Origin of the sequence: Pedobacter kyonggii (assembly GCF_004310665.1) — a bacterium.
GTDB classification, from domain to species: domain Bacteria; phylum Bacteroidota; class Bacteroidia; order Sphingobacteriales; family Sphingobacteriaceae; genus Pedobacter; species Pedobacter kyonggii.
The window spans coordinates 31880-44426 of sequence record NZ_SIXF01000032.1 but is presented as its reverse complement, the minus strand read 5'-3'; the positions used below and the strand labels follow the sequence as shown (position 1 = coordinate 44426).

The following is a 12547-nucleotide window of genomic DNA, read 5'->3' as shown; positions in this document are numbered from 1 at the left end:
ACGATAGGCCAAATCGTGAGGACTCCATATATTTCTAAGCTTTTTAAATATATTCGTTTTATCTTGGCACGAAGATATGAAATTACACCAATGCTTTTGCTTTACATAATCGGAATTCGGCTTTACACTTTGCTCATCAGGATGTTTTCATTATTCAATCCTAAGGCTAAACTGTTTATAAATGGCCGTAAAAATACTTATACACAAATTACCCAGAAAATTAATCTGGACGAAAAGCATATATGGTTTCATTTTGCCTCTTTAGGCGAATTTGAACAAGGGCGACCCGTTTTAGAAAAACTAAAATCGCTTTATCCAGCTAAAAAAATCGTAGTTACTTTTTTTTCCCCTTCGGGATACGAAATCCGGAAAAATTATGCCTTGGCAGATGTATTTTATCTTCCCATTGATACTGCTGGCAATGCGAAGCGGTTTATTGATATGATCAATCCTGAAATGGCCATTTTTACCAAATACGAATTTTGGCATTTCTATTTTAAAGAATTAAAAGACCGCAAGATTCCTTTATATGTGATTTCTGGCATTTTTAGAGAAAGTCAGGCATTTTTTAAATGGTACGGTGGCTTTTACCGCAATATTCTAAAATCTGTCACTTACTTTTTTGTGCAAAATAAAGAAAGTAAAAATCTTTTAAAATCGATCGGGTTAAATAATGTCACGATAAATGGCGATACCCGTTTCGATCGTGTTTACGAAAATGCGCAATCGCCTAAACAGCTTAGCCTGATTGAAAGCTTTATCGGCAACTTCCCCACATTAGTTTGTGGAAGTACCTGGCCTGAAGATGAAAAAATATTATCGGCTTTACCTGAAAAATACCCTAACTGGAAGTTTATTATCGCGCCACACGAGATCCACGAAAGCCACATCGAAAGTATCGAGAAACAGTTTTCAGTTGGCAGCGTGCGGTTTTCAATTTTCAGTTCGTCTAACCAAACGCCAAACGCCGCACACCAAACGCTCATCGTAGATAACATCGGCATGCTTTCTTCTCTCTATCAATACGGAAATGTGGCCTATATTGGTGGCGGTTTTGGAACAGGAATACATAACACTTTAGAAGCTGCAGCGTTTGGTTTGCCTGTAATTTTCGGCCCGAAATACGATAAATTTCAGGAGGCGAAAGATCTAATTGGCATAGGTGCAGCCAAAAGCATTTCTACTGTTGAGGAATTGATTGGTGCTTTTGAGGGATTTGCCAAAAATGAAGATGCCGCAGCGCAAGCCAAAAAATATGTTGCAGATAAAAAAGGGGCAACCGATCAGATTATTTCGATGATTACGAAATCAGATCAGCCTTAGCAATTTCTTCCACAATTTGGGGAATACCCTGATCAATCGAAACCGCTATCACATCTTGTTCATCAGCCTGAGGTTCTTCCAATGTTTCAAACTGGCTTTTCAATAAACTGGAAGGCATGTACTGATGAGATCGCTTAGCAATCCGATCGTGGATTAAATCGAAATTTCCTTTTAAATAAACAAAGCGGATTGATTCATTATCAGTTCTCAACAGATCACGGTAAGATTTTTTAAGTGCAGAACAGGCAATAATGCATGTTGCTCCATGAGCAACATGTTCACGGCCAACTTTCGCAATCAGTTGTAGCCAATCTAAACGATCAGCATCTGTTAGTGGAATTCCGGCAGCCATTTTATCTACATTACGTTGCGAATGCAGGTTATCCCCATCTATAAATTCAGCATTTATTCTCAGGGCCAAAGCTTTACCAACTACTGTTTTACCACTTCCAGAAACGCCCATTAAAATAATAAAGCTCGCCATATCTAAACTATTTAACTATTCCGGCCAAAGCCTCGATAAACACAGGACTATCGTTTAAACTTTCAACCAGCTGAACATGTTCGCCACCTAAAGCCTTAAACTCTTCATGGTACTCTACCGTGATTTCGTAAAGCGTTTCTAAACAATCGGCCACAAAAGCAGGACTAAAAACCAAAAGACGTTTTTTGCCTTCGCCAGCTAATTTCTTCAGCACATCGGTAGTATAGGGCTGTACCCATGGCTCTTTACCTAATCGCGATTGGAAACAAACGGTATATTGATTTTTTGACAGATTTAATTCTTTGGCAATTAATCTGGCCGTATCATGTCCTTGTGCAGAATAACAGAATTTATTGGTATCATTTAATGTCTGGCAGCAATCGGCACTTTTCAAACAGTAACTTCCAGTATGATCGCACTTTAGCAATTGACGCTCAGGTAAGCCATGGAAGCTAAACAACACGTGATCGTAGCTTTCTACCTGATGTTTTCTAGCATTTTCTGCAAAAACTTTAATCATCAGTTCGTTATCATGGAATGAATTAACAAACGATATTGGTGGAACCGTTGGCCATTTGCTCACCAGCTCCATTACCAATTGCATTACCGAGCCTGTGCTTGCAGAGGCATATTGAGGAAACATCGGGATAACCTGAATGCTCTCTACCAAACCTGCTTTTAAGTTTGTCAGCGCCGATTCGATTGACGGACTTTGATAACGCATGGCAAGTTCTACATGATAATCGTCTCCCAATCTTTCTTGCAGCATTTTAGCCTGTAACCTACTGTAATACAAAAGCGGTGAACCATTTTCGTTCCAGATTTCTTTATATAATTTAGCTGTTTTAGGGCTACGGAAAGGAACAATAATACCTTTAACCAATAATGTCCTGTTTAACTTAGGGATATCGATTACCCGCTCGTCCATTAAAAATTGATCTAAATATTTTCTCACATCTGCCGTTGCCGGACTATCAGGTGTTCCTAAATTTACCAGTAAAATTCCCTTTTTGCTCATCTATAAAGAATATGTTTCGTGGCGCAAATATCGCCTTTTTATTGTTTTTTCCCTATGCTTAAAATGTGATTGCAAACATTTTTTAGTCAAAAAATATTATTTCATACTTCCATAGGCTATCGAGCAATAGTCAGTGAATTCATCAGCATGCTGTAGATTTTACTATCTGGCAATTTGAACAAGTAAAATATTATTAGGAAACTAGTTAGTGTCAAATGGTAACATCCAACATCACGGATAAAATCAATCTTTTGCTTTATACAGTTGCCACCAGGGCATGCCTGGTTTTTGATGATGTTCTAAATGATAACCAAAAAAGTAACAGGTGATGAAGGCAACAAAATGATTTTTCCGTAAGGTAGAAGAATGATATTCATTATCGTGCTCTCCCTTATGCGGCAAATAGGTTCCGAAATAAAATAGCTGAAAAGTGCTTAATAAGGATGGTAATACCCAAAACAACAACAGGTTCTTTTCATCAATCCAGATTTTCAACACATTATAAGCTATCGCCATAATTACCAATTGAATTATCGTGACATAATTTAGCATGAAACGGAAATACCATTTCCAAAAGCCATGTGGTGCAAAATCCGGATCGTTTTCGGTATGTACATGACGGTGATGCTGGTGATGTTTCGCATACAAACGGTTATAAAAAAAGCCTGCGTAGAGAAAAACAGAAAGATAGCCAATAACATTATTTGCGTTTTTGTTCGGCGATATCGTTCCGTGCATAGCATCGTGGGCTGTAATAAACAAACCAGTATACAAATGCATCTGAACAATAATCATCAGATAAACCAAGGGATTGCTCCAGGCAAAATTCCATGTAAGCAAGAAATAAAGAGAAACAAACCAACAAACAATTACGGTTAACGCAACCAGAATTCCGGTATGTGGTTTTATAGTTTTCAATGGCTTTTATTTATTTCGTCATGCTGAACTTGTTTCAGCATCTTTACTCGATGTATAGACCCTGAACTAAATTCAGGGTGACGCCTCTCTTGATAAATCTAGTATTTTTCCAAAGCGGCTTTAACCTTTTCCATCAGCCACATTGGTGTAGATGTAGCACCGCAGATGCCAACTTTATCGTTTTCATTAAACCAAGTTTGATCTAGCTCTTCAACATTCGAAATGAAATAAGAATCATCGTTGTGTTTTTTACAAACATCGTAGAGCACTTTACCATTAGACGATTTCTTGCCTGATACGAAAACGATTTTATCATAATGACTTACAAAATCTTCCAGCTCTTCGTAACGGTTAGATACTTGCCGGCAAATGGTATCGTTGGCCTTAACTTCATAACCACGGCTCAATAATTCATCTTTAATGTGATAGAATTTATCGGTGCTTTTAGTGGTTTGGCTATATAGGGTAAATTTAGCAGGCAATTCTACATTATCCAGCTCGGACAGATCCTGAAAAACAATTGCCTTACCATCTGTTTGGCCTTGTAATCCGATTACCTCGGCATGCCCATGCTTACCAAAAATAAGTACTTGCTCATCGTCATCATGCGAATTTTTAATCCTGTTCTGTAATTTCAGCACAACAGGGCATGAAGCATCTATTAAAGTCAGGTTATTTTCTAAAGCCAGTTGATAGGTTGAGGGCGCCTCACCATGAGCTCTAATTAAAACCTTTTCGTCTCTTAAGTTTTTTAACACTTCGTGATCGATAATTTTTAATCCGCGATTGGTTAAACGCTCTACTTCTTCATCATTATGCACAATATCGCCTAGGCAATATAAATAACCTTCGTTATCCAGAATATCTTCGGCCATTTCTATGGCATATACTACGCCAAAACAAAAGCCTGATGATTTATCGATGTTGACCTCTAAGTTTAAATTACTCATTTTTTCTCAGGATTAGTTATTTATCGTGGTAATGTCCCTTTGCAGAAATTACAAATACAGTAATAATCTCTTCATCGATTCTATAGACTAATCTATCTTTTTTATTTATTTGTCTTGACCAATAGCCAGAAAATTCAAATTTTAACTTTTCAGGCTTACCTACGCCTGATGCCGGATGAATACTTAATTCTATAAAATTTACTGGAGTTTTTTAATGGAAGCTTTATCTCCTGACTTAAGGATCTCAGCCAATTGTTTTTTAGCCTGATCCGTAATGTCTACAAAATACTTTTCCATATATTTTGAACATCCTTAACCCTTGTTAAACGTCCATTTTTTACATCTTCTTCCCCTTTAGCTATTTCATTTATAAATTCAGGACTGTAGCCTTTCTCTTTTTTAAAAGTTACGTTCAATGCTTGTAACACGGCCTCAACTGCCAAAAGCTGTTTTTTATTTTTAGGCTGTACGATTAGTGTTTCCATATTATAAAATTAATTAAATAACCTTACAAAATTAAGCAAAAATATTTGTTCCGGTTGTCATGTATAAGACAACAAAAAAGATTAGCTGTGAAACAAACATTATAGTACCAATATATTTCTGTTGCTTTAGGCCCAAAGCATAGTAAAACTTTAACAAAATTACCGAAACAATAAACCAGGCCACATAATTCTGAACAGGGATTTCATGCCAGTCCCACTGCCAGTAGTTAAATTTCATGGCTACAGGCTCCAAAAAGAAATCGAAACCTACCAATATAAAAGCGCCAAGGACAGAAGCCAGAATACTATGTCTGATTTTCATACTTTTCATCATTTGTCCAACACTGAAAATAAGGATTACCCAATTTACACCCATCAATAACGGAACTGCAGCAACTTTATATCCCAATGTATCGCCGTAATAATAACTACCAAATATCTTTCCCGTATGTACGCCCAATACCTCGACTAAAAAACCACAGAGAAATACACCCGAAACCAGCAACAATAAACGTTTCACATCGGCATTGTACGAAAAAACAATTACAGCAAACATCAGCAACAAATGAAAGGGAACCAGTTTGATAAAATAAGGCTGGGCAACTGGAATTAAAAAGCCAAGCAAACCAACCATGTGAAAAACGACAATTATCGCAACTGCAATCCTTTTAACCTTTAAATCGTTTTGATCGTTCTGCCCTTCCATGTGCTCGTTTTAAAAATATGTTTTTTTATAGAAATGAATGAAATTATTAAGAAGAACAACATCTGTAAGGGATGTAAAATCAGATTTATTAAAACATTTTGTCCCGATAAATAGGAGATCATCATTCTACTTAATACTATTAAAGTTAATGGTAATACAAGTAAAGCAATATTAAAGTTTAAGATTAAAATTACTGGCCCTACAGTTACCAAAAGCTGGTAAAGTAATAATATTATGATGTTATTACCAAAACCTGCCAGTAAATTTTTACTAAAACCGTTTAAGCCTTCTCCTAAATTCTTGTACATCCTGCAATAGATCAGTCCGTTGGCCAAAAGGGCTTCGGCATTCAGTTTTTCATGTTTTACCAACTTCATAATCTCCACATCTTCTACAACCTGGCGTTTAACCCGCTCGTGCCAACGGTTTTCTTTGTAATTATTGGCATTAAAAAACATGCACTGTCCGCTTGCCGCTGCAAATGCCGGTTTTTTTGAAAGTTTAACCAATCGCAAGGGCAATAAATTTAGCAATATAAAATGCATTAAGGGCACCGTTAACCACTCGCCTATCGATTTTATAGTTTGGTTGGTAAAAACACTTAACAAAGCCAGGCCACCTATTTCCATCCGGTTGATCAGGCTATTGATCAATCCTCTTTTTACTGATTCGTCTGCGTCGATAAACAAAAGATATTTCCCCGTAGCCAATTCGCTAAGCTGGTGGCAGGCATAATTTTTCCCCAGCCAGTTTTGAGGCAGCGCTTTACCGCTTACCACTTTAAATTGCGGGTTCGTACGGCAAAAATTTTCGACTATACCGAAAGTATTGTCATCGCTGCTATCATCCAAAACAATAACTTCATAATTGGTGTAATCCTGATTTTTTATTGAAACGAGCAATTCTAAAATATCCGCTGCTTCGTTTCTTGCAGGAATTAGGATCGAAACCTTATCATGATAGTGTTTAACCACTCTCGGCAACTTAGGGTTAGAAAGGAAATTGAAAACAGTAACCGAAAATCTGATCACCAGGAAAATTAAAACGGCGTAAATAAAAATTGTCATCCAATTAGCTGAGTTTGTTTAACAACCGATTGATCGTAATGTTTATTATAGGCACTTTTCAGCAATTGCAAACTTACATATTCTTCATTCTCCCAATGCTGCAAGTAAGTATAGGCTGAGGGCTTTCTTTTCGCAAAAAAATCAATAAAGGTGGCGGCAAAAATAATATTGATTTTTTTCTGACTGGCATTGATCATCTGCATCACGCCTTTTTCGAAACTGATATTTTTTAGATGATTCGAGTATAATTTACCCTGAGGGAATACAAGCACCAAATTTTGGGGGTTATCTAACAGTTTGCCTGCATAATTCAGGGTTTCTAAAACATCTTTGCCTTTATTTTCGGCAGCAAAAGCACCAAGATACTTTAGAAAACCAACTTTAGTATAGTTTTCGGCATTCACCAGAACATGAAATTGTTTCTTAAATACTTTTTTGTTGATGTAAAAGAGGAAAAAACCATCCCACCAGCTAAAATGATTGGCCAAAACCAATATAGCAGCATCTTGTTTAATTTCCACCTCACCATATTTAAAAGCCGAAAAATCTTTTTTGATGATAAACTGGATGTACCAGGAGAAAAAGCTGAAGATCAAATTATTTTTTCTGGGCTGATACATTTCGGGAAATTGCAAAAAATTGAGGTGAATTGCAAATATGGAGGTTATTCTATGAAATTATTAATTTGCTGATTATAGTCTAAAACATCAACTCTTTTATGATTTCGAAATAACTCTACATGAAGAGTTTTAATTTTTTTAGACAGTGAATCACCATGTTTAATTTTTAATTCCCAATTAGGAAATATTTGATATCTATAACCATTACTCAAAATAGCCGTTTTTACATTATGATTTTGCTTATCCCAAAATAAAGAATCTACCCTGCCTGTAAAATTTTCTGACAAACAATCCTCCAGCATTAACTCTTTTCTTGTTTTCCCAAAAAGCCCTGAGAAAAACACGACAATAAGAAATATTAATGGTAGGGAGAATAATGAGTAGAGGATTATTTTATCCGTTTTTGGAATGATAACGAAATTTTCACTCATAACCCGAAATAAATTGAAAATATTAAAAATACTTAAAGCAATTACAGATTATTTATTTCAAAAGTCGTTACTATAAAGCAACAACTTAGCTCAAATAAACCCGATCTTCTTCACCTTCCACATCCATTACCACATCTACATGTTCTTTTAAGATGGTAGCCAGTTCAAGGCCAACGAAATCGGTGGCAATAGGGAAAATTTTATGGCTTCGATCAACCAAAACTACTGTGCGGATTTTTTTATGTGGGGTATTTAAGAAAACGCCTAAACCATAAGCAAGCGTTTTACCGCTGTTCAACACATCATCAACGATAATAATCACCTTGTTTTTCCAATGGCTTTCATCCAGATCTGTCGAAGCAACCAATTTGCTGCTTTCTTTCTGCAGGTCGATACGCAATAAGGTTAATTTAAAGCCCGAAATCTTTTTAAGCACTTTTTCTAATCTTAGCGCTAGTTTGTAACCACGGTCCCAAATACCGGCAAGCACCACTTCTTTCTCATTCAGGTTATCTTCTAAAATCTGATAAGCGATACGATCTATTTTCTGCTGAATTTGTTTCTTGTTGAGAATAAGTAATTGCGATGCCATTGTATAAAAAGGATTGAATACAAAAAGAACGATTTTAAGGATGAAATTCAAACTATTTGAAAAATAATTTCGATTGTTTGCAACGTTTTCATCAGAGATGCGTCTAATCTATAACCAAAACACAAAATCGAAGTCATTGTTGCCTAAATGCTACGTAATGATAGCTTCAGAATCATTTAACGAAAAAACGACTATGAAAACCCTTATCAAATCATCCGCCATTTTGTTTATCATCATAACCAGCTATATGGCCAAGGCACAAGAAACTAAAAGTTTCACGGTTAAAAACTTTAATAGCATTGGGGTAAGCAGTGGTATAGATTTATACCTCACCCAGGGCGGTAGCGAAAGCGTGAGTATAAAATCTGATTCGGAAACATTAAAAGATATTGTTGTTGAGCAGAGCGGCAGCAATGTTACCATAAAGTTTAAAGACGGCATCAATTGGAGCGGCATGTTTAAAAACCGCACCATTAAAGCTTATGTAAGTTTTAAAACATTAAATGCCCTTGCGGCATCGGGAGGATCGGATGTTTTTACACAAAACCAAATTAAAACAGATAAGCTTGCTATTCGCTCTTCAGGAGGATCGGATTTAAAATTAACGGTTGTTTGCAACGATTTATCTATTCAATCAAGCGGTGGCAGCGATCTCGATTTAAAAGGCAAAGCAGAAAATATGACCATCCAATCTAGTGGAGGTAGCGATATCGACGCGTACGAATTAATTACAGATTATGCAAAGGTGCAGGCCTCTGGTGGTTCTGATGTAAATCTTTATGTAAATAAAGGCCTCGAGGCCAGTGCAAGCGGTGGTGGTGATGTAAGTTATAAGGGAAATGCTTCACTTAAGAAAACATCAAGCTCAAAAAGTGGAGATGTGCACCACGTAAATTAAAAGTTTAGTTTAGTTAATAATAATGCGCTGCTTTGTGGATACAAAGCGGCGTTTTTTTTTATAAACGATTTAACAGATGAAATGATTACACCGATTCAGGTCATTAAAGGCTGTGACGAGGAAACCTTAAACCTTCAGTCTTTCTACCCCCTACCTTTTTTATAGGGATAATAAATAAAGTTGGCCCCTTCTGGAACAATTACGAATACGCACATAAAATCTTCCGGTTTTTTATACACTTTTAAGAAGGGTTCTTTTTTCTCTTTGCTGATGATTCCTTTTTCTACAAATTCTTCTAAAGTAGAAGCTTGTATAGTCCAATCGGTATTGAGTTCTTCTTTGTTTAAGATAAGTTCGCCAATGTTCACCTCATGTTGATGTGCAATAAAAATTGGGTGGGCTGAAATGCCTTCAACCATAATCTCTATTGCTACTTCTTTAATCGCATCAGCATAAAATGCTAAGTCTTTTTCTAAACTTACCAGCGGACTTTCCTGCTTTTTTTGTGGTGTTCCGTTCTCTTCCGGCGTTGCGCCTAATAATTCTTCTCTATCCATTTTAAGGTAAAAGGTTTATGGTTTAAGATATAAGGTTTAATATTTGATTTTAAGGCTATAGTCTTAACTTTTTGCCTTACGCCTTTAACCTTAACAATACTACATTCTCCACGTGCTGCGTATGCGGGAACATATCTACAGGTTTAATGCGCACCACATCGTATTTCTCTTTCAATAACTCTAAATCTCTTGCCTGTGTGGCAGCATTACAGCTTACATAAACAATCTTTTCAGACTCCATTTCAAACAATCTCTGTACTACGTCGGCATGCATACCAGCGCGCGGCGGATCAGTAATGACCACATCTGGCTTACCATGCGCCAGGATAAATTCTGAAGTAAGAATATCTTTCATATCTCCAGCATAGAAAATCGTATTATCAATGCCATTTAACGCTGAATTAAACTTTGCATCTTCAATAGCGGTTGGTACATATTCTACCCCAACCACCTGCTTTACGTTTTTGGCAATAAAATTTGCAATCGTTCCGGCGCCAGTGTATAAATCATAAACCAGCTCATCGCCTTTAAATCCGGCAAAATCTCTGGTGATTTTATATAATTCGAAGGCCTGCTCAGAATTGGTCTGATAAAAAGATTTCACTCCAATTTTAAAGCGGATGCCATCCATTTCTTCGAAAATGTGATCGCGACCAGAGAAAACCACCACATCCTGATCGAAAATGGTATCATTCTTTTTTTGGTTAACGATATACAGCAAAGAGGTAATCTGTGGAAACTCATTTTGAAGAAAACCCATCAAACCATCAACCTGTGTCTGTTCCGGGTAAGCAAATACCACCGCAACCATCACCTCTCCTGTGCTGGAAGTACGGATTATCAGGTTACGCAGAACGCCTTCATGGTTACGCAGGTCGTAAAACGACAGGCCATTTTCTAAAGCATATTTACGTACTGCGTTTCTGATCGAATTAGAAGGCTCATCCTGTAGATAACAATGCTCGATATCTAAAATTTTATCGAAACGCAGTGGTACGTGAAAACCCAGTGCGTTCATATCAAAATCTTCATCGCGTTCTACATCGGTTTTTTCTAACCAACGTTTGTTCGAAAAAGTAAATTCTAATTTATTACGGTAATATCTGTTTTTTTCTGAGCCTAAAATCGGTTCAGTTCCTGAGGTATCTATTTTACCTAAACGCTGTAAAGCCGCCTCAACATTTTTCTGTTTAAACTTTAATTGAGAATCGTAACCCATATGCTGCCATTTGCAACCGCCACAGGTTCCGAAATGAGGGCAAAAAGGATCAGTACGCAATGCCGATTTTTCATGAAGCTGATCGATTATTGCTTCAGCAAAATTCTTTTTCTTTTTGGTCAACCGAACATCCACCACATCACCCGGAACGGCTTTATCAACAAAAATGACCAATTCGTCAGCTTTGCCAACACCTTTTCCTTCTTCAGCAATATCGATTATATGTACGTTTGGAACAATGGTTACCGTACCAGGTTTTCTTCTACTCATTATTTTGCAAAGATAAGGCTAAAAGCTGAAAGAGGAAAGACCAAAGGCTAAACACTAAAGCTGAAATGCAAAAATCAGAATGAATATAAATAACTGAAAAGCTAAATACCAAAGTAGAATAAATGATCCAGATAGATAAATGATTTACCAGAAAGATTAGGCAATATTTTTTCGCTCAGTCAAAAACGACTGATTTAGCATATTTTTCGATTTAAAATTATTTTCCAAAAAATTTAAATGCCGCGCCCCAAAAGCCATCTAACCAATTAAATTTTAGGTCAAATTTTTCATCTACCAGTACAGAAAACTCTAATATTTCTTTGCTCATGATAAAAAAACCATCTATTTAAGCAATAATACTAAATTCATACCAAAAACCAAAACGGTATAAATTAATTTTATGTTAATTTTACATCAAATGGTTAAACCACTCCTTTTACAACAATTACAATTGCGATCTATTGATTTTCAGTTCCTTATTTGATAACTAAATAAAAATCCGTAACTTAAAGTATCATTCACATAAAAATGGAGGTTCATTATGAACGTTATCCGTAAAATTGAACATTGGGGAGATGTTCATCACTCAAAATGGCTGGACTATCTTCGGATTGTACTTGGCCTGATCATTTTTGGAAAAGGTGTTTCTTTTGTTAGCGACACTTCGGTTCTTCAGAATATGATTACACAAAACAACGTATTTGGTTTTTCGGGCATGCTCATCAGTGTCGCCATTCATGTTGTTGCATTTGCGCATTTGGTTGGGGGTGTTTTAATTACATTAGGCTTAGTTACCCGCTTTGCTGTTGTAATTCAGATTCCAATCTTATTGTTTGCCGTATTTTTTGTTAACCTTACACCGGGTTTCTCCACACCGAATTCGGAATTGTGGTTTTCGGTATTGGTGCTGTTTCTGCTCATTATGTTTTGGGTAGTAGGTTCAGGCCCATTATCGGTTGATGAGGGGTTGAAACGCAAAACTGGCAAGCGGTACGCCTAAACAACATTA

The 12547-nt window shown here is 36.6% G+C and carries 17 protein-coding genes; 3 read left to right on the top strand and 14 right to left on the bottom strand.

Annotated elements, in window-relative coordinates; translation table 11 throughout:
- The first annotated feature begins 63 nt into the window (after positions 1-63).
- Positions 64-1323 (top strand): 3-deoxy-D-manno-octulosonic acid transferase, encoded by a 1260-nt coding sequence (locus EYS08_RS21720; RefSeq protein WP_317130088.1) that lies wholly within the window; start codon positions 64-66, stop codon positions 1321-1323.
- Here EYS08_RS21720 and EYS08_RS21715 read toward each other — a convergent pair.
- The 11 genes from EYS08_RS21715 to EYS08_RS21665 all read right to left on the bottom strand — a co-directional run bounded on the left by EYS08_RS21715 (position 1301) and on the right by EYS08_RS21665 (position 8594).
- Positions 1301-1807: a gluconokinase gene (locus EYS08_RS21715; RefSeq protein ID WP_131032075.1), complete on the bottom strand. Its 507-nt coding sequence runs from the start codon at positions 1805-1807 to the stop codon at positions 1301-1303. The genes EYS08_RS21720 and EYS08_RS21715 overlap by 23 nt on opposite strands.
- A 7-nt stretch (positions 1808-1814) precedes the next feature.
- A complete protein-coding gene (gene hemH, locus EYS08_RS21710; protein WP_131032074.1) occupies positions 1815-2825 on the bottom strand; it encodes a ferrochelatase in 1011 nt (336 codons plus the stop codon).
- A 243-nt stretch (positions 2826-3068) separates the two neighbouring features.
- Positions 3069-3743, bottom strand: a complete 675-nt coding sequence (locus EYS08_RS21705) for a fatty acid desaturase (RefSeq protein ID WP_131032073.1) — start codon at positions 3741-3743, stop codon at positions 3069-3071.
- A 98-nt stretch (positions 3744-3841) separates the two neighbouring features.
- Positions 3842-4693 carry a 4-hydroxy-3-methylbut-2-enyl diphosphate reductase gene (locus tag EYS08_RS21700; protein ID WP_131032072.1) on the bottom strand — a complete coding sequence of 284 codons (852 nt, stop codon included), beginning with the start codon at positions 4691-4693 and terminating at the stop codon, positions 3842-3844.
- 16 nt (positions 4694-4709) lie between these two features.
- Complete coding sequence (locus EYS08_RS26375; protein ID WP_244216014.1) at positions 4710-4874, bottom strand: Txe/YoeB family addiction module toxin; 165 nt, start codon at positions 4872-4874, stop codon at positions 4710-4712.
- A gap of 97 nt (positions 4875-4971) precedes the next feature.
- The gene (locus EYS08_RS21690) at positions 4972-5178 is read right to left on the bottom strand and encodes a DUF2683 family protein (RefSeq protein ID WP_131032071.1); all 207 of its coding nucleotides are present in this window, start codon (positions 5176-5178) and stop codon (positions 4972-4974) included.
- Between the two features lie 31 nt (positions 5179-5209).
- Positions 5210-5884 (bottom strand): carotenoid biosynthesis protein, encoded by a 675-nt coding sequence (locus tag EYS08_RS21685; protein WP_131032070.1) that lies wholly within the window; start codon positions 5882-5884, stop codon positions 5210-5212.
- Positions 5854-6951: a glycosyltransferase family 2 protein gene (locus EYS08_RS21680; RefSeq protein ID WP_131032069.1), complete on the bottom strand. Its 1098-nt coding sequence runs from the start codon at positions 6949-6951 to the stop codon at positions 5854-5856. Before EYS08_RS21680 ends, EYS08_RS21685 begins: the two co-directional genes overlap by 31 nt.
- On the bottom strand, positions 6948-7571 hold the full coding sequence (locus tag EYS08_RS21675; RefSeq protein WP_131032068.1) for a 1-acyl-sn-glycerol-3-phosphate acyltransferase: 624 nt from the start codon (positions 7569-7571) through the stop codon (positions 6948-6950). The genes EYS08_RS21680 and EYS08_RS21675 overlap by 4 nt, the downstream gene beginning before the upstream one ends.
- A 44-nt stretch (positions 7572-7615) precedes the next feature.
- Positions 7616-8002: a hypothetical protein gene (locus EYS08_RS21670; protein ID WP_244216012.1), complete on the bottom strand. Its 387-nt coding sequence runs from the start codon at positions 8000-8002 to the stop codon at positions 7616-7618.
- Between the two features lie 85 nt (positions 8003-8087).
- Positions 8088-8594, bottom strand: a complete 507-nt coding sequence (locus tag EYS08_RS21665) for a phosphoribosyltransferase family protein (protein WP_029275623.1) — start codon at positions 8592-8594, stop codon at positions 8088-8090.
- Positions 8595-8787: 193 nt separating this feature from the next.
- Here EYS08_RS21665 and EYS08_RS21660 point away from each other — a divergent pair, with 193 nt between their 5' ends.
- A complete protein-coding gene (locus EYS08_RS21660) occupies positions 8788-9492 on the top strand; it encodes a head GIN domain-containing protein (protein ID WP_131032067.1) in 705 nt (234 codons plus the stop codon).
- Positions 9493-9635: 143 nt separating this feature from the next.
- Here EYS08_RS21660 and EYS08_RS21655 read toward each other — a convergent pair whose 3' ends face one another.
- The 3 genes from EYS08_RS21655 to EYS08_RS21645 all read right to left on the bottom strand — a co-directional run bounded on the left by EYS08_RS21655 (position 9636) and on the right by EYS08_RS21645 (position 11866).
- The gene (locus EYS08_RS21655; RefSeq protein WP_131032066.1) at positions 9636-10049 is read right to left on the bottom strand and encodes a hypothetical protein; all 414 of its coding nucleotides are present in this window, start codon (positions 10047-10049) and stop codon (positions 9636-9638) included.
- A gap of 76 nt (positions 10050-10125) precedes the next feature.
- Positions 10126-11538 carry a 23S rRNA (uracil(1939)-C(5))-methyltransferase RlmD gene (gene rlmD, locus EYS08_RS21650; RefSeq protein ID WP_131032065.1) on the bottom strand — a complete coding sequence of 471 codons (1413 nt, stop codon included), beginning with the start codon at positions 11536-11538 and terminating at the stop codon, positions 10126-10128.
- A gap of 217 nt (positions 11539-11755) precedes the next feature.
- Positions 11756-11866 carry a hypothetical protein gene (locus EYS08_RS21645; protein WP_029275619.1) on the bottom strand — a complete coding sequence of 37 codons (111 nt, stop codon included), beginning with the start codon at positions 11864-11866 and terminating at the stop codon, positions 11756-11758.
- A 213-nt stretch (positions 11867-12079) separates the two neighbouring features.
- Here EYS08_RS21645 and EYS08_RS21640 point away from each other — a divergent pair, with 213 nt between their 5' ends.
- On the top strand, positions 12080-12538 hold the full coding sequence (locus EYS08_RS21640; protein WP_057931136.1) for a DoxX family protein: 459 nt from the start codon (positions 12080-12082) through the stop codon (positions 12536-12538).
- Positions 12539-12547: the final 9 nt, after the last annotated feature.

Bases quoted from the DNA above. Each gene is read 5' to 3' on its own strand.
- EYS08_RS21715 (WP_131032075.1), bottom strand. From the start codon at position 1,807: ATGGCGAGCTTTATTATTTTAATGGGCGTTTCTGGAAGTGGTAAAACA.
- hemH (WP_131032074.1), bottom strand. From the start codon at position 2,825: ATGAGCAAAAAGGGAATTTTACTGGTAAATTTAGGAACACCTGATAGT.
- EYS08_RS21700 (WP_131032072.1), bottom strand. From the start codon at position 4,693: ATGAGTAATTTAAACTTAGAGGTCAACATCGATAAATCATCAGGCTTT.
- EYS08_RS21675 (WP_131032068.1), bottom strand. From the start codon at position 7,571: ATGTATCAGCCCAGAAAAAATAATTTGATCTTCAGCTTTTTCTCCTGG.
- EYS08_RS21645 (WP_029275619.1), bottom strand. From the start codon at position 11,866: ATGAGCAAAGAAATATTAGAGTTTTCTGTACTGGTAGATGAAAAATTT.
- EYS08_RS21665 (WP_029275623.1), bottom strand. From the start codon at position 8,594: ATGGCATCGCAATTACTTATTCTCAACAAGAAACAAATTCAGCAGAAA.
- EYS08_RS21680 (WP_131032069.1), bottom strand. From the start codon at position 6,951: ATGACAATTTTTATTTACGCCGTTTTAATTTTCCTGGTGATCAGATTT.
- EYS08_RS21660 (WP_131032067.1), top strand. From the start codon at position 8,788: ATGAAAACCCTTATCAAATCATCCGCCATTTTGTTTATCATCATAACC.
- EYS08_RS21690 (WP_131032071.1), bottom strand. From the start codon at position 5,178: ATGGAAACACTAATCGTACAGCCTAAAAATAAAAAACAGCTTTTGGCA.
- rlmD (WP_131032065.1), bottom strand. From the start codon at position 11,538: ATGAGTAGAAGAAAACCTGGTACGGTAACCATTGTTCCAAACGTACAT.
- EYS08_RS21655 (WP_131032066.1), bottom strand. From the start codon at position 10,049: ATGGATAGAGAAGAATTATTAGGCGCAACGCCGGAAGAGAACGGAACA.
- EYS08_RS21670 (WP_244216012.1), bottom strand. From the start codon at position 8,002: ATGAGTGAAAATTTCGTTATCATTCCAAAAACGGATAAAATAATCCTC.
- EYS08_RS21640 (WP_057931136.1), top strand. From the start codon at position 12,080: ATGAACGTTATCCGTAAAATTGAACATTGGGGAGATGTTCATCACTCA.
- EYS08_RS21685 (WP_131032070.1), bottom strand. From the start codon at position 5,884: ATGGAAGGGCAGAACGATCAAAACGATTTAAAGGTTAAAAGGATTGCA.